The sequence below is a fragment of the Pseudomonas sp. IT-P171 genome (assembly GCF_949767765.1).
In the GTDB taxonomy this organism is placed as follows: domain Bacteria; phylum Pseudomonadota; class Gammaproteobacteria; order Pseudomonadales; family Pseudomonadaceae; genus Aquipseudomonas; species Aquipseudomonas fluorescens_B.
The window spans coordinates 593808-609446 of sequence record NZ_CATKQN010000011.1; the positions used below are offsets into that span (position 1 = coordinate 593808).

The 15639-nt window shown below is 56.9% G+C and carries 13 protein-coding genes; 4 read left to right on the top strand and 9 right to left on the bottom strand.

Going from position 1 to position 15639, the window contains the following annotated elements; translation table 11 throughout:
• Positions 1 to 108: 108 nt before the first annotated feature.
• Positions 109 to 273, top strand: a complete 165-nt coding sequence (locus tag ACM6I5_RS11115) for a hypothetical protein (RefSeq protein ID WP_414880462.1) — start codon at positions 109 to 111, stop codon at positions 271 to 273.
• A 21-nt stretch (positions 274 to 294) separates the two neighbouring features.
• Complete coding sequence (locus ACM6I5_RS11120; protein ID WP_414883825.1) at positions 295 to 759, top strand: MaoC family dehydratase; 465 nt, start codon at positions 295 to 297, stop codon at positions 757 to 759.
• A gap of 161 nt (positions 760 to 920) precedes the next feature.
• Here the strand turns inward: ACM6I5_RS11120 and ACM6I5_RS11125 are convergent, their stop codons facing one another.
• Complete coding sequence (locus tag ACM6I5_RS11125) at positions 921 to 2546, bottom strand: methyl-accepting chemotaxis protein (protein WP_414883826.1); 1626 nt, start codon at positions 2544 to 2546, stop codon at positions 921 to 923.
• Positions 2547 to 2759: 213 nt separating this feature from the next.
• On the opposite strand from ACM6I5_RS11125, the gene ACM6I5_RS11130 reads away from it, so the two are divergent.
• Complete coding sequence (locus ACM6I5_RS11130; protein ID WP_414880460.1) at positions 2760 to 4547, top strand: SulP family inorganic anion transporter; 1788 nt, start codon at positions 2760 to 2762, stop codon at positions 4545 to 4547.
• 72 nt (positions 4548 to 4619) lie between these two features.
• Here the strand turns inward: ACM6I5_RS11130 and ACM6I5_RS11135 are convergent, their stop codons facing one another.
• The 3 genes from ACM6I5_RS11135 to ACM6I5_RS11145 are packed head-to-tail and all read right to left on the bottom strand — an operon-like array spanning position 4620 to position 8598.
• Positions 4620 to 6656 carry an LTA synthase family protein gene (locus ACM6I5_RS11135; protein ID WP_017338814.1) on the bottom strand — a complete coding sequence of 679 codons (2037 nt, stop codon included), beginning with the start codon at positions 6654 to 6656 and terminating at the stop codon, positions 4620 to 4622.
• Between the two features lie 41 nt (positions 6657 to 6697).
• The gene (locus ACM6I5_RS11140) at positions 6698 to 7303 is read right to left on the bottom strand and encodes a hypothetical protein (RefSeq protein WP_414883827.1); all 606 of its coding nucleotides are present in this window, start codon (positions 7301 to 7303) and stop codon (positions 6698 to 6700) included.
• Positions 7300 to 8598, bottom strand: a complete 1299-nt coding sequence (locus tag ACM6I5_RS11145) for a sialidase family protein (protein WP_414880509.1) — start codon at positions 8596 to 8598, stop codon at positions 7300 to 7302. Before ACM6I5_RS11145 ends, ACM6I5_RS11140 begins: the two co-directional genes overlap by 4 nt.
• 436 nt (positions 8599 to 9034) lie before the next feature.
• On the opposite strand from ACM6I5_RS11145, the gene ACM6I5_RS11150 reads away from it, so the two are divergent.
• A complete protein-coding gene (locus tag ACM6I5_RS11150; protein ID WP_414883828.1) occupies positions 9035 to 9697 on the top strand; it encodes a dTMP kinase in 663 nt (220 codons plus the stop codon).
• A gap of 55 nt (positions 9698 to 9752) precedes the next feature.
• On the opposite strand, the gene ACM6I5_RS11155 is transcribed toward ACM6I5_RS11150, so the two are convergent.
• From ACM6I5_RS11155 to proW, 5 genes are all read right to left on the bottom strand, one after another.
• Complete coding sequence (locus tag ACM6I5_RS11155; protein ID WP_414883829.1) at positions 9753 to 10904, bottom strand: MFS transporter; 1152 nt, start codon at positions 10902 to 10904, stop codon at positions 9753 to 9755.
• A 96-nt stretch (positions 10905 to 11000) separates the two neighbouring features.
• Positions 11001 to 12035: a GlxA family transcriptional regulator gene (locus ACM6I5_RS11160; protein WP_414883830.1), complete on the bottom strand. Its 1035-nt coding sequence runs from the start codon at positions 12033 to 12035 to the stop codon at positions 11001 to 11003.
• Between the two features lie 48 nt (positions 12036 to 12083).
• Complete coding sequence (locus ACM6I5_RS11165) at positions 12084 to 13433, bottom strand: MmgE/PrpD family protein (RefSeq protein ID WP_414883831.1); 1350 nt, start codon at positions 13431 to 13433, stop codon at positions 12084 to 12086.
• Between the two features lie 87 nt (positions 13434 to 13520).
• A complete protein-coding gene (gene proX, locus ACM6I5_RS11170) occupies positions 13521 to 14564 on the bottom strand; it encodes a glycine betaine/L-proline ABC transporter substrate-binding protein ProX (protein ID WP_080995141.1) in 1044 nt (347 codons plus the stop codon).
• Between the two features lie 66 nt (positions 14565 to 14630).
• Complete coding sequence (gene proW / locus ACM6I5_RS11175) at positions 14631 to 15635, bottom strand: glycine betaine/L-proline ABC transporter permease ProW (protein WP_274521491.1); 1005 nt, start codon at positions 15633 to 15635, stop codon at positions 14631 to 14633.
• Positions 15636 to 15639: the final 4 nt, after the last annotated feature.

Genomic DNA, 15639 nt, shown 5'->3' on the forward strand with positions numbered 1-15639 from the left:
CCCACGGAGGGCTGGAGCGCTGGAACGGCTTCAGCCACGTAAGCGCCACCCTCGTGACCGGTGGCTCGCTCTGGGCAATGAAAGGGCTGACTCAGGCGACGCTTGCGGGTGACCTTTCCCGAGAACATCGCCACGCATTGCGCGGTGCAGGATTTCTACTTCGGTAAAGACTTTCTGCTACGTCGACACGACTACAACGTGGAGGTCAGCGGTGGCCTGCCTGCCGCCCAGTACGTTCATGGCTATGTCGAAGCCGACATCGACTATTCGTAATGCATTGCGGAGGAATGAATCATGACCGCGCATTCCTGGGAAAAACTCTACCTCGATGACCTGAGCCTGGGTCAGGAATTTGAAAGCGACCCTGTTCGCGTCCACCGGGAAGCGATGCTGGCCTTTGCTCGCGAGTACGACCCGCAACCCTTTCACCTGAGCGCCGAAGAGGGCGGGTTGAGCCTGTTCGGCGGCCTGGCAGCGAGCGGCTGGAACACCGCTGCCCTGACCATGAAAATGCTGGTGGCCAGCGTGCCTCTGGCGGACGGCATCATTGGCCTGGGCATCGAGCTGAGTTGGCCGACGCCGACTTATCCGGACGACGTGCTGCGCCTGTTCAGCACCGTGCAGGCCATCGAACCGTCCGCCACCAAACCGGATCGGGGCGTGGTGACGCTGTTCATGGAAACGTTGAACCAGAACGACAAGGTGGTGCAGCGCGCCACCGGGAAGTTGCTGGTGTTCAGAAGACCGGCAGAGGATTGAAGTGGCACTCCGAAGGATTGGCAGTTGCATTTACCGGTCAGTCAGTAATCCGGGAAGCTAACGACACGGGTCAAGCAAATACAAGACCTTGGAAAATGCTCATTACCGCCCCCGTCATAACTATCAAACTGCCGTTGATGGTTTGACGGGGGTCAGGTCTTTCAGAAACTGAACCGCTGCAAAATAACGCCCAGTCCGTCGGACATTGCCTTGAGTTCCTGGGTCGTTCGAACGATCCCGCCTTGGGCTGTGGCGTTCTCTTCCACACTTTGCGCCACTCTTTCGACGTTGCAGGCGACCTGTTCACTGGCGGCGCGTTGTTCCTGGAGCGACAACGAAATGAAACTGACGGCCGCAAGGGATTCGTCCAGTGCACCCTTGATCCTGCCCATGGAAAGGCCCGCGCTTTCGACCAGTTTCTGGCCATGGGTCACGCGCTCACAGCCAGCGGCCATGCTGTCTTTGGCTTTGACCATGCCGTTTTGTATGGCGTTGACCAAGGCCACGATTTCCGTGGTGGATTGGGCTGTGCGTGCGGCCAGGCTGCGCACTTCATCGGCGACCACGGCGAAGCCGCGACCTTGTTCGCCCGCGCGTGCCGCTTCGATGGCGGCATTGAGGGCCAGGAGATTGGTCTGTTCGGCGATGCCCCGAATCACCCCGACAATCAGACTGATGTCGTTAGACTGAACCGCCAGTTGATCGATGTCAGATGAGCTTTGTGCAACCAGATCGGCAATCTGATCCATTTCCTGGATGGATGCTTGCATGACCTCCATGCCTTCGCTGGTGATTTCGCCCGCTTTCTGCGCGGTGCTCTGTGCCTGTCGGGCATTGTCGGCAATGTGCGTGATGCTGACGGAAAGCTCTTCTACTGTGGCCGCCATGGAGGAAGCTGTCTCGCTTTGCAGGGCGGCGCTGCTCAATCCTTGTTCGGAAGATGCAGACAGTTGCAGTGTGGCACTCTCGATCTGCTCGGAGGCCTGGCTGATCTTGCCGATCATGTCGCTCAAGCTGTGGCGCATCGCCTGGACGGAGTGCAGCACCCCCGTCGACTGCTGTTGGAGATCAAACTGTGTAGGGGCCAGTTGCCCCTGGGCGATGTTCGAACTGATGGCGGCAAGTTCCGCCGGTTCGGCACCGAGCTGACGACTCAACAGTCGGGAGAACAAAAACGTGTAGGCCACGCCCGCGATCAGCGCCAATGCCAGAATCAACAGGCTGAACCGGAGACTGGAGGTATAGGCGATCTGGTTCAGCTCGAACTGGTTCTTGGCCTCCACCAGCTGAACCTCGATCAACTCGGAAAACTTGGCTGACAAGGGATCGATCAGTGGATACAACTGCTCTGTTGCGAAACGTGCAAGCCCGGCGTTGTCGTTCTGGCGCAGCATGCCCTGCAAGTTTTGCAATGGCCCGTGGGTGGCTTCCATTAGCGGATTGATTTGCGCGATTAAACGGGTTTCTGCGGGAATCAGTGTTGTCGATTTGTATGCTTGCCACGTCTGATCGATTTCCCTCTGCGCTTGCTCTATCCGGGTCAATGATTCAGCGTAGGTAAAGTTTCCATTACGTGCCTTGTGGGTGGCATCGACGATGTCCACGGCGTACAGGTCAGCGATTTTTTTCAAGTCGCGCAGGGGCACGACTCGATCGAGATACACGGTCTCCAGACTGTGTACAGCGGATTGCATTCCCAAGAGTCCGAGCCCGCCGACACACAATAGACCCAGCAGCAAAGTGCTAGTGAGCACAAGCAGGTGAGTCCTGATCTTCCAGCTTTCCATAGTCCATAATTCCTGAGTCAGCTAAGCGATAGAGATCGAGAAGGTCAGCATCAGTTGCAATGAGGGCACATTGACATCATCCGCTGAGGCTCAGGAGAAGAACATCGTTTGACCGGCGTACATTTATGAATTTGCGACGTTTGAACACCCTAAGTCTCGAGCTTGTTCCACACCTGCCGCACGCGATTTGTTAACCCTGAGGGCTAAAGTCCCATGAGCGATTCGGATGCTCTGCCTCCCGGTCCTGAACCGGGTCGGATTACACGCAAGCACACTGGCGATCAAACCACCTGGCGCCGTTGGCTGCCGGGGCTGCAGACCTTGGGTCGCTATAAGATGGCATGGCTGCAGCACGACATTGTGGCCGGACTCGTGCTCACTACCATGCTGGTGCCCGTCGGTATCGCCTACGCGGTGGCATCGGGGGTGCCCGGCATTTATGGCCTTTACGCGACCATTGTTCCATTGCTCGCTTATGCGTTGTTTGGCCCGAGCCGAATCCTGGTGCTGGGGCCCGATTCCTCATTGGCTGCCGTCATTCTCGCGGTAGTACTGCCGTTGTCCGGCGGCGACCCGCATCGCGCGATTGCCCTTGCCGGCATGATGGCGATCGTCTCGGGGACCGTGTGCATCCTGGCGGGTATAGCGCGGCTGGGTTTCGTCACCGAGCTGCTTTCCAAACCGATTCGCTATGGCTACATGAACGGCATTGCACTGACGGTATTGATCAGCCAACTACCCAGGCTTTTCGGCTTTTCGATCGAAACCGACGGACCGTTGCGCAACCTGTGGGCCATTGCCACCTCGGTGATGGATGGAAAAACCAACTGGACCACCTTCATGATCGGCGCGGCCACCATGGCGGTCATCTTGTTGCTCAAGGACAAAAAACGCGTGCCGGGGATTCTGATCGCCGTGGCAGGAGCCACCGTTGCCGTTGGCGTGCTGGATCTTGCATCCTACGATGTGGCGGTCCTCGGTTCTCTGCCCCAAGGCCTGCCGGGGTTTGCCATCCCCTGGATCAGCAGTGCCGATATCGTTCCTGTGCTGATCGGGGGGTGCGCCGTTGCGCTTGTCTCGTTCGCCGACACCAGTGTGCTCTCGCGTGTCTATGCGGCGCGCACCCAGACCTATGTCGACCCAAACCAGGAGATGGTAGGACTCGGCGTCGCCAACCTTGCCAGCGGTTTGTTCCAGGGCTTTCCGATCAGCAGCAGTTCTTCACGGACTCCCGTGGCCGAGGCTGCGGGTGCCCGAACACAACTTGCCGGCGTGGTGGGAGCACTGGCTGTTGCTTTATTGCTGGTGTTTGCCCCGGATTTGCTGAAGAACCTGCCCACCAGCGCACTGGCGGCGGTGGTCATCGCATCGGCGATCGGCCTGATCGAAATCACCGACCTGCGACGGATTTATCGTATCCAGCGCTGGGAGTTCTGGTTATCGATCGTTTGTACGGCAGGTGTGGCCGTATTCGGCGCCATCGAAGGCATTGGCCTGGCCATCGTCGTGGCGGTGATCGAGTTTCTATGGGATGCCTGGCGCCCGTATTCTGCGGTCTTGGGGCGCGCCAAAGGCGTCCAGGGCTATCACGACATCACGCGTTATCCGCAGGCGAATCTTATTCCCGGTCTGGTGCTGTTTCGCTGGGATGCCCCGTTGTTTTTTGCCAACGCAGAACTGTTCCATGACCGAGTGCTGGACGCCGTGGCGACATCGCCCACGCCGGTTCGTTGGCTGGTGGTAGCAGCGGAGCCGGTCACCAGCGTGGATGTGACTTCCGCCGACATGCTGGCCGAACTGGATGAAACCTTGAACGCAGCTGGCATCACGCTCTGCGTGGCGGAGATGAAGGACCCCGTCAAAGACAAGCTGAAGCGCTTCGGGCTTTTCGAGCGGTTTGGTGAAGCTGCGTTCTTTCCGACATTAGGCGTCGCGGTCAACAGCTACCTCAAGGTCCATTCGGAGGACGGGAAGGAAGGGCAGGGCGAGGATCGCGAGTAAATGATCGTGCGTGCACGCTATCGGGGCCGGTGCGGTAGTCCGGCCCCGACGTAATCGGGCTGGCGATCCCGGTTACTTACGCACGTTCTGGTACAGCATCAACCTTGAAGTTTCATGCAAGCCGCGGGTCAGCTGCACCAGGCGCTCGAACTCTCCAGGGTTTTGCCGGGCCACGTTGTCCAGCGGCGTCGGTGAGGCCAGGTCGTGCAACGTCGGCGAGCTGCCATCGTGCTGCATCTGCACCATGTAGTGTTGAGTGACGCCCGCAATCAACGGGAACGTACCTTCACGCAGCACCAGTGGCACCACGCGTTCCCCCTCTGGCGCAGGCTGCTGGATATCACGCCCCAGGCCGCTGTTGCGAAACTCGAGGCCGGCCATGCCGGCCACGGTTGGCAGCAAGTCCACCAGGCCGACGGCTTCCTTGACGGTCCGCGTGCCGAGCAGGCCCGGTGCATGGATGATCATGGGCACCGCGTTGCTTTCCAGACCCAGTTGCTCATAAGCCGGTGCCAGGAAAGGGATCTGGGCGATACGGGTGTTGTGGTCGCCAAACAGCACGAAAATGGTGTTGTCGTAGTAGCCACCTTCCTTGGCGATTTCCATCAAGCGCCCGATGTTGAAGTCCAGCAAGCGCACGGCGTTGTACTGCTCGACACTGCGCGATCCTGCGGCCTGAACTTCCGCCAGGGTAGGGTGCTTGACCTCGAATCCGTCATTACTCTTGGGAATCGTAAAGGGGCGATGGTTGCCGGCCGTCTGCACATAGGCAAAGAACGGTTTGTCCTTGGGCAATGCCTGCAGGATCTTGTCGGTTTCCTTGAACAGATCCAGATCAGAAATCCCCCAGACATCCACGACCGGGGATTCCCAGTCCCGCTCCTCAAGCAAACGAACCCCGTCGATACTTTGCCGGATCAAGGCGTTCATGTTGGCCCAACCGGAGTTGCCGCCAATGGTGTAGATCTTCTCGTAACCGGTGAAGGCATTGATCAATGTGTGCTGTTTGGTGATCAGCGGATTACGCGTCGCGGTTTCCTGCCGAGTGACGTCTGGAACCCCACTGATGCTGGCCCAAACGGTTTTTGCGGTCCCGGTGACCGGTACGTAGAAGTGCTCGAAGAACCAGCTCTGAGTGGCCAGGCGATCGATATTGGGCGTCGGATTGATCGGGTTGCCATAGGCCCCGACGGCACTCGTGCCCAGCGACTCAAGCATCACAAACATCACGTTCGGCGGCCGTGTGCTGGATACTTTGTAGGGTTGTGGCGCTTGATGACGGACGAAATTCAGGGTTTGCGGGTCGGGCTGGTCGACCCCCAGGTACTTGGCAATCACGGCGTAATGTTCACGCACCTGCGCTTCGTCATAGCGCGACTGGCCGACCTTGACCGTGTCATAGAGGAAAATCACCGGGTTCAGACCCAGCGCAGCGACCTGGTTATTGCCAGAGAAGAACGCGTCGCTCCAGCGCAACGGGACAGGGTTTTCAAGATTCATGTTCTCGACACGACCCAAGATGCCCAACAGCACCAACACGACCATCAACGCACCACCCCAGGTGGCGGAAAGCGGGTGAATGGCTTTGCGTGGGCGGTCCAGTGTCACGCGTTCCAGGCGCACCAGGGCCAGCGTCACCAATGCAACTGTTGCCAGCCACCCCAATGAAATCCAGATGACCGGGTAGGTTTGCCAGACCATGTCTCGGGATATTTGCGCATCTTCGATGAAGCGCAGCACGGTGGCGTTGATCCTCACGCCCAGGTAGGCGTAATGGCCAAAATCGACGATATAGATCAGCAGCAGGGCGCCCATGGCGACTGGCACATACACGCGTGCCAATTGGCGAAGCAGGCGGCTGCTGACGAGATTCCAACGCGGAATCCAGGCCAGCAACGCCAGTGGCAACATGACCAGGATGGCCAGGCGCAGATCGAAACGAAAGCCGATGCCCAGCGTTTCCAGGACTGCATGGTCGTCGCTCAATGCTTTGGCGTCGAAACCGGAAAAACCGAAAAAGAACACCACCCGTAGCAATGCAAACAGCACAAATACAATGGCTGTTGCGCCTAGCCAATAATGCAAACGTCTTGATTGCAGCCAACCCATCCCTGTTCCCCTGTTAAAAATGTCGTTGAATCTCAAACGGATCAGGACTCTTTCACTGAGCTACGCAGCGTGCTCAACCTGCCATACGACCAGCGCACCGCCTGCATCAGCAGTGCCGCGCAGCAATACAGGCCCAGCAGCGGATCAACCAGGTAATCCCAATAGTTATGCGAGGGTTTTACCCCGACGATGAAGGCCAGGGTCGCACTCGCAAGCATCACGACGGCCAGGTAACTGCGCAGGTAAAACAGACCTGCCGTGAGCAGTGCGACGAAAATCAGCAACGGACGCGGGCTGAAGCCAAACCGGTAAGGGTCCAGATAACTCAACCCCAGCGTTGCCGGGTAGAGCACCAGCGCCATCGCAGCGAAGATGATCAATACGCTGGTCGTGCTTTGCTGCGCAGACGACAGGAAACCCAGTCGCCGCAAACACCCCCACGCCATGAACACCAATGTCGTGACCGCCAGGTCATCAATGTGGCTGCGCAAGTACGCAGCCAACGACAAGCCACCCAGCGGTATGAAGCTGGCTGCCAGCAAGGCGATCAACAGCGTGATCCTCGCGGTCGTCTTTAAACCGAAGGAAGGCAGCAACAGAAAGATGATCAGGGTGAAGCTGATATGGGCTTGCCACAGGTTGATCATTTGGCACGCTCCGACAACCATGCATCGTTGAAGGTGACGTGCTTGATGAAAGTGTTGTTCCAGGAATAAACCAGGTGATACATACCGTCGGGACTTCGGATGAAGTACGGGTATTCATATTCGAAACTGCAGCCTTGCGCCTTACAGACCCGGGTGTCGAGGTTGTTCAGGAACTGCGCCTCCAGCGGTTGGCGAAGTGCGCCACTGGATCCGCGAAACTCTCTGCCGATGATTTCCTTGTATGCCTCGGGTGAAAACGTATCGCCCTCCGGATCGGGTGATTTGTCGAGATCCCGCAGCGAGCGCCAATCGTCCATTTTTGCGTCGGTACCATAAAGACTCAGTTTGAAGCGGCCCTCCTGCAAATCATTGAGCGCCACCAGCAACCCGTGTTCGGGCGTTGCGATGGCGGCCAACGAGGAGTTCGGATTGGAGGGGTCGAGCGGATAAGGATCGCTCCAGGATTGCCCGGCGTCTTCAGTGCGGGCCGCCAGCACACGGTGATGGGTGTTTCCGGCATAGCGCAACAAGGCGATACCGCGCTGTCCATCCAGCGGAACGACCGTGGGTTGCAATGAGTTGTTGCCATGGCTGATGCGGAATTTATCGATCACATCACCGTCTGCGCTCAGGTACAGGTACTCGGCAAACTTGCCCAGAAATTCGTGATAGACCGGCAAGCCGATGGAACCGTCGGCATGAAACACCGGGGCGGAACGTACCAGGGTGCTGATATTCAGAAAGGGCGAGGTGATCAATTGGCGCGGCGCGGACCACTGGCGACCATAATCGTCAGAGACCATCACATTGACCGCACTACCGGCCCAGCCCCCCATGGACACCGACACGTAGAACAGCCAGAGGCGGTTGTCCGGTGCGAGCGCAATGACCGGGTTGCCCAGTTTGCGGATGTATTTTCCTGTGCCCTGTTGGGTCGAATCCCGCGTCGCCAATACCTGTTCCGCCCCCCATTCGCCAGTTACCGCGTCGAAGCGGGCAGAGCGCACCTGAACGTCGGATGCGCCTTCGCGGGTACCCGCGAACCAGACCGACATCAGACTGCCGTCAGGCAAGGCGGTTACCGCCGAGGAATGCACGAAGTCCACCAGGCCGGATGAGGCAAAACGACTGGTATAGATGGGTTTGGCAACTTGATCAGTCACCGCTCTTACGGGACTCATCAAGGCAAAGGATGAGTGCACAGGAGCAGGATGGGTGAACCATGCGACCGAAAACAGGCAGGAAAGGGCTAAATAGGCCCCGAAGGCAGGGAGGGTGGGTAGGTGGATGCGCATGATTAAGGCTGTGCATCTCATGGCCAATTCAGGCCGCTCAACCTATCACTTGTAGTTACAGGTTCGATGTTTTGCGAGCTGCTATTTTGTAAGCAAATAATTGTAGCGCGGATGCGTAGTCCAGAGCCTATATCTATCAATAGGTTACAACCGAGATTGGGTACCGGACCGTTAATCGTATTCCTGAACTGGACGGAGGATGGCGTCATGGCGTCATGGCAAAGGTGTCCCCTCTGCGGCCGAAGGTCAGGAATGTGCTCGATGAGCCGATCAAGCTTGAGCATTGGCAGTTTTGAGACCCGTTAGCCAGAAACCAAGTTAGAGTGTTCATCAAAGTCCGTTCATAAGGTCCCTCCACTCGATTCGCGTAGTCGCGCCAAGCGCTTCCAGCGAACGAACCGGGCAAAAAAACCGAATCTCAATCGTTATGTGAAGAATGAATCGTCCGCTGTTTGTTTCTCTGGATGGGCCCAAGGGAGCCGGCAAAACCACACTGTTGGAAGCCGTGACGAAAGTACTGAGGGCCGACAACAAAAAGGTGATCCGACTTTGCGAGAAAAAAAGCGATCCCTATAGGGGGGAAACAATGACCGTCGTTAACAAGCTCGTCAGAAATCCCACTCGGGATCTGGAGTTGAGGGTTTGTGAGCGCTTTGCGGATAGCCGTACCTGGATTTCCCGGCACGTGCTGACTAAACAGCCACCAGACAGCATCATCCTGATTGATCGGTGGTACCCGTCAGATGCGGCGTTTCGCCGGTTAGTCCCATTTGCAGAAATTCTACAGTTGAACATTGACCGAAACGTGCGAGTGCCAGACCTGCATGTCGGGGTCGTCACTACTCCTGACATTTCGTGGGCAAGGGCGGCGGCACGAGGGCGCGGGCTGGGCAGTACCGTGATTCATAAGCTGGAAGAACATGTCGCTTGTACAGAGGCGTTCGAGCGAGCAATTGCCGATCACGGCTGGGTGTTGTGTCGTAATGAAGGATCGATCGAAGACGCAACGATGCAGGTGGTTTCCGAGATCTATAAAGTGCTTCGTCGCAGGGATTGCCCAAGTGATACATCCATCGAGTTGTCGCGTGACCCTTTCTGAAGGATGAGCTCGATTCGCAATGGCCTATGCCGAAGTGGCGCCTGAAAAAATCCGGCTAATTGCGAAGCAACCGAGCCGTAGCACTGACAAAAACCAGCAGCACACTCACGCAGCCAAGAGCGAATGACAAAGTGCTCAGATGGGCGACCGCCCCGATAAATACGGGTCCTACCAGAATCCCCGCGTAGCCCATCGAGATGACAGCGGGGATGGCTACCGCCTGTGGCATGCGTTGCTGGCGGCCTACAGCAGTAAAGAGCACAGGGACAATGTTCGAGCATCCGGCACCGACCAGCGCGTAGCCAATCAGGGACGCGGCCCAGCCATCGATACCAAGCGATACGAGCATGCCTGCGGCCGCGCAGAGTCCGCCAAGCGCAACGACGCGCACGCCGCCCAGTTTGCTGACGATGGCATCCCCTGTCAGGCGGCCCACCGTCATGGCCGCCGCGAAGGAGGCATAGCCCAAGCCGGCCATGCTTGGCTCTAACCCTCGGGTCGAGACAAGGAAAACTGCGCTCCAGTCGAGTATTGCACCTTCAGTGAGGAAGACGATGAAACAGAGCGCGCCTAAAAACAGCACGATACCCCTGGGCACCGCGAACAATGGCCCACCCCGTTCAGTGCCAGAAGTCAGAAAAGCAGGCGCTGCCTTGTAGAGCGCTCCCAAAACGGTGGCAACGATGCAGAGCACAGCAATCAGCGGATGCAGGCCCAAAGTCAGCAGAGCCGTCATCGCCCCGGCGCCCAATATGCCTCCAACGCTGTAAAGGCCATGGAAGCCGGACTGAAGTGCCTGCCCGCTGTTTTTCTCGACGATGACGGACTGTATGTTCATGGCGCAATCCAGCATGCCCATGCTGGCCCCGAAAATAACGACAGCGATGACCAGGCCAGGCAGCCACGCCACGGTGCTCAACAGCGGAAAAACGGCGCACAAGACAATCGTCGCCCAGATTACGACCGGGCGGCATCCATAGTGTGCAGTGAGATAGCCCGCGAAGGGCATGGCCACAATGGATCCACCACCCAAGCCAAGCAGCAGCAACCCCAGGCCACCATCGTCCAGGCCCGCACGGGCTTTGACCAATGGGACCATAGGCGCCCATGCGGACATGAGTAAGCCCGCGATCAGGAAGGCGATGCGTGTAGACATCCGCTCGCGGTGGTTAGCCGTGGGGACCAATACCGGGGATGGCGCATTCATAATTCTCGGTATTCCTTATCGATGATGCTAGCCATCGTTTGCTCGGCCTGGACAATGCGGATTCAGGTTTTTTTGCGGGCCCGATTTTCGGAAAACCTAACGCCTGCGCTCATACGTCGCTCTATAACTGCTTGGCGCCACGCCAAAGAAGTCCCGAAAGCGCATATGGAAGTTGGCGAAACTACAAAAGCCGGTCGCAATCGCGATATCGGTGATAGGCCGATTGCTCTGCAGAATAAGCTGCCGCGCCCGAGTCAATCTAAGTTCAAGGTAGTAGCGTGTGGGCGTGGCGCCCACGAAACGGCAGAAACGACGCTCCAGTTGTCGTCGGGAAATATTCACACACTCAGCCAGCTCGTCGATCGATAGCGGTTCTTCGATATTCTTTTGCATCAGTTCTAAAGCGAGCTTCAGGGTTTGGGGCAAGGTGGGGTCTGAGTCAACTATGACAGTCGATATCCCGGAGACTTCAGAGGTTTGATCGCAACTGAGTATTTCCTCGACAGCATGGGTCAGCGACACGCCTTGTTTAGCGGTGATGAGCTCCAGCATCATGCGTAACGAACTGCTGGCGCCGGCGCACGTGATGCGGTTGCGATCGATGACGTGCGTTCGACGAGAGACCAGCACCTTGGGGAAAACATCCTCCATCATCGCTCGCCCATCGGGATGGAACGCACACTCGACGCCGTCCATGAGTTGAGCTTCTGCCAGGAAAAATGCCCCGTTCCACAAACCGCCCATGGTCGCGCCGAGGGAGGCGGCGTTACGCAGCTTGCGCCGTAATAACGGGTCGCTGATCAGCTTCACTCGCAACCCACCGGCGACGATGAGAACGTCGATGCGATCCGGTAGTTGTGATAGCTCCAGGTCTGCTGAAATCGCAATTCCCAGATCGCTCATCACAAGACGGCCCCTGATGCCGACAGTCAACACTTCAAACGCCGGTGTATCGCTGATCAGGTTGGCAGTCACCAGCGCATCGATAGCACCGGTAAATGACATCATCGAGAAGTTGTTCATCAGTACGAAAGCTACACGAGTCACCGCCTGCGGCTTTACTGGTTTCTGCGCCGTACAGGAGTAGCCCCTGTTCTTGTCTTTGAGCACGCTCTCGAATACGAAGGGCATAAATCCTCTTTGAAACCTGAACGAATAGCCATGAAACCGTTGTGCAATCTAGGCCGCGGTTTTTGGAGCGGACAACAACAACTCAAAGAATGATTGGCAGTCACCACTGCCGGGCAATGCTTCAACACTGTGCTTGATGGCATTGCTGAGTGTGGTCCCCAAGCTGTCATCAGCCAACAGATGGTATTTAGCGGTGAGTTCGTCACTCGACATAGAGTTGCCGGGGTCGCCCTTGGCCGTTGCGGTCGGGCTCGTAAGGCGCGTGCCGTCTTTCAGGGTAACCGTGACGCGGGACAGAATTTCCTCCGGGAACCTGGCGGACAGGTCTGGCGCCTCATGGAGGGTTATTTTCTCGCTGATACTCAAGATGTCTGGCGCGTGAATGGAATCCCCGGTGACCTCTTCAGGCCCCAGCTTCCCGCGAACGATCAGGGCAGCCAGGGGGAACGCCAGCGCATACTGGGCCTCGTCCGCATTCTTTGGAAAATGCCCCTGCAGGCACACAGACTCGTGGAAAGTTTCCACATCAATGGTCTCGATCAACGCTGCAGTGATGACCGGATGTGCTCGCATCAAATCAGTCATGGCCGTGAGCGCCGGTTGCGCCCAGCGACAGACCGGCCAAGGTTTGAAATATTGCTCGTCGATCTCCCAGCGGGTTCCGATGTCCTGCCAGAAAGTGGAAATTTCCAAAGGTTCAACGGTGGCGGCTGGAGCGCCGGTGACACCTACCTGTGCCATCAATAGTGCGTTCAGTCCGGCATACGCCCCGGCGCCGTGGGCATCACGCAACATCGTCGGGAAGCTCACCAGGCGCATCATCGGGCACCTCGGGCCGAAGTATTCCGCGATACCGAGCGCATGACGGAACGTGGTTTCATCAAGCTTCAGCAAGCGGGCGCCAGCACAAACGACCCCGATCCCGGAAAAAGCACCTGAGGCATGATATTCAGGGGCGGTGGCCATCAATGCCTGGCCCGCCCGTAACGCGGTCTCGTAACCGATGCACAGTGCGCTGAGAAATTCTTCGCCGCTGATGTCCTTGCCTTGACTGCGACAGGCGTCGACCAATGCAACGATGGCCGGGACCACGGTCGCACCCGCGTGCCCCTTGGAGGTGAAGTGACCTTCATGTGCATCCAGGCTATCAACGCAGAAACCGCCCGCATACGCGGCACCCAATGGATGTACGGCTCTGCCGTCGAACCAGAGGCGGCTGGACAGCTTGTTGGCGGAGTAATGGGTGTCAGCGTAGGTTTTGAGCATCACGCTGGTTTGATTGTTGCGAGCTCCGGCGGCCACACCAATGATGTCGAGCAGGCAGGTTTTAACCAACTCGCGTGTATGCAGGGGAGCGTCCTTGTAACTGAAATTCTGGACGAATGAATACAACTGCATTTCATGATTCCTGAATGATGAACACCGAAACAGATGAAAAAGTTGCCCGGGGGAGGGCAACCTCTTATGCAGATTTAAATGAAGGGACTAGTTTTTGGCGGTGGCGGTATTCGCCGCAGCGCGTGCGTCTGCCAGCCAGGTGTCGTATTTCGCGCGATGGGCCGCGATCCATTCTTTGGCGTGACGAGTAATGTCGGCTGCACTTTTCTCACCATTGTGCATTTTGAGATTTTGCGCGCTTTCATCGTCGGTAGTGATCTGCATTTCAGACAGGAACTTCACGGCGGCCGGATTTTTCTCGGCGAACTCTTTATTGATGACCGCTCTGACACTGTCTACCGCGAACCCAAGGTTTTTACCATCGAAGGTCGTGTTGGTATCGTTTTTGCCACCTGGAAGATCCGTACGCGGCACGGTCAACCACACAACATCTTTACCTTCGACCAGAACACCGGAGATCCACTGAGGTACCCAGGTGTAATAGAGAATCGGCTTACCTTGTTTATAACGAGCGATGGTGTCCGCCATCAATGCAAAATAGGAGCCCTGGTTATTGGAAACGGTCTTCGTCAAGTCATAGGCTTTCATCTGGTGCGCAATGATGAGCTCACAGCCCCAGCCCGGGTTGCAACCCGTGAGGTCGGCTTTACCGTCACCATTGGCATCGAACAGTTTGGCAATTTCCGGTTTCTGCAAATCTGCGAGCGAGGTGATGTGGTGCTCATCGGCCGTTTTTTTGTCAATCATGTAGCCCTGCAACACGCCCGGCATGATAGCGCCGGTTTTCACCATCACCTCATCGCCGCCAGCCTTCTCGTAGAAGGATTTGTGCAGTTCCTCCCACAGATGCACGGAGAAATCCGCGTCACCATTGGCAATCGCAACCATCATGGTTGAGTACTCGGTTTCCTTTGGCGTTTCAACGTCGTAACCCAATTCCTTGAGGCCCGCCATTGCAATTTCTCCGCGGAACCGCTCCTCGGCGATTGACGGAAAGATCGGGGTGATGGAGACCCCTTTTCCGGGCTCCTGCGCCGAGGCGGCCGATGCGAACACAGGTGATACCGCTAACACTAAAAGCGCCACAGAATGAATGAATTTCTGTTTTATTCCGAAGGTTGTGAAGTTCATTATCGTTTACCTTGGCTGGTTAAGAAGTTGGCTTTTCTTTTGGTTCACAACATGCCGCTAAGCGAATTAACTTTCTTTGGGACTCACTTCTATCTTTGTAATAGTGTTCTTTCTCTTCAGACGGTAAACGACACCCGCAGGGCCGGTCTGGTACCAGTGCTCGCCTTTGGTTGCCCTGTTACTGCGTTCGCCCATTGCCTGGGTCAGGCGGTCGAGGAAAATCGCCAGCAGTACCAGGCCCAGTCCACCGACGGTTGCCAAGCCCATATCAAGGCGGCCAATCCCGCGAAGAACCATCATCCCCAAGCCACCCACCGAAATCATTGATGCGATCACCACCATGGAAAGTGACAGCATTAATGCCTGATTCAGACCGGCCATGATCGTCGGTGCAGCCAAAGGCAACTGGACCCGCCTCAGCATCTGGCGAGGGGTGCATCCGAAAGCCCGGGCCGCCTCAATCTTGTCTTCCGGTACCTGCCGAATTCCCAGATTGGTAAGCCTGACCAGTGGTGCTACCGAAAAGATGATCGTGACCAGCACTCCCGGTACGTTGCCTATACCAAACAGCATCACCACGGGCACCAGGTAGACAAATGCGGGCAGTGTTTGCATGGCATCGAGTACCGGCCGCAGCAGCATCTCCAGCCGGTCACTCCGGGCACACAGGACACCCAGTGGTATGCCGATAGCTGCACAGAAGAACAGTGAAGTGAGCACCAGGGCGAGGGTGACCATGGCGTCACTCCATACGCCGATCACTCCCAAGAGGGTCAGGGTGACGAAACAGAGGATTCCAATCTTTCTCCCTCCTACCTGCCAGCCCAGGAGCGTCGCAAAAATAATGAATATTGACGGAGGAATAGCCAACAATCCGAACTGAATACCATTAAGTACCTGGTCGATTGGCCATCTTATTGAACGGAATACTTCGCGAAAATTATGAACCAGATAATTCAGGGCAACTTCTACCCATTGGCCCAAAGGAACATTGATGGATTGAAACGGGTCTAGAAAACTGAATTCGTTCATGTCATCACCTGAGTATCCGAGCCTGGCAAGCCAGCAAATAGTG

Excerpts from the sequence above, each read along its gene's own strand:
- ACM6I5_RS11160 (WP_414883830.1), bottom strand. The coding sequence starts at position 12,035 with ATGCCCTTCGTATTCGAGAGCGTGCTCAAAGACAAGAACAGGGGCTAC.
- ACM6I5_RS11120 (WP_414883825.1), top strand. The coding sequence starts at position 295 with ATGACCGCGCATTCCTGGGAAAAACTCTACCTCGATGACCTGAGCCTG.
- ACM6I5_RS11155 (WP_414883829.1), bottom strand. The coding sequence starts at position 10,904 with ATGAATGCGCCATCCCCGGTATTGGTCCCCACGGCTAACCACCGCGAG.
- ACM6I5_RS11165 (WP_414883831.1), bottom strand. The coding sequence starts at position 13,433 with ATGCAGTTGTATTCATTCGTCCAGAATTTCAGTTACAAGGACGCTCCC.
- ACM6I5_RS11150 (WP_414883828.1), top strand. The coding sequence starts at position 9,035 with ATGAATCGTCCGCTGTTTGTTTCTCTGGATGGGCCCAAGGGAGCCGGC.
- ACM6I5_RS11125 (WP_414883826.1), bottom strand. The coding sequence starts at position 2,546 with ATGGAAAGCTGGAAGATCAGGACTCACCTGCTTGTGCTCACTAGCACT.
- ACM6I5_RS11140 (WP_414883827.1), bottom strand. The coding sequence starts at position 7,303 with ATGATCAACCTGTGGCAAGCCCATATCAGCTTCACCCTGATCATCTTT.
- ACM6I5_RS11145 (WP_414880509.1), bottom strand. The coding sequence starts at position 8,598 with ATGCGCATCCACCTACCCACCCTCCCTGCCTTCGGGGCCTATTTAGCC.
- ACM6I5_RS11135 (WP_017338814.1), bottom strand. The coding sequence starts at position 6,656 with ATGGGTTGGCTGCAATCAAGACGTTTGCATTATTGGCTAGGCGCAACA.
- ACM6I5_RS11130 (WP_414880460.1), top strand. The coding sequence starts at position 2,760 with ATGAGCGATTCGGATGCTCTGCCTCCCGGTCCTGAACCGGGTCGGATT.
- proX (WP_080995141.1), bottom strand. The coding sequence starts at position 14,564 with ATGAACTTCACAACCTTCGGAATAAAACAGAAATTCATTCATTCTGTG.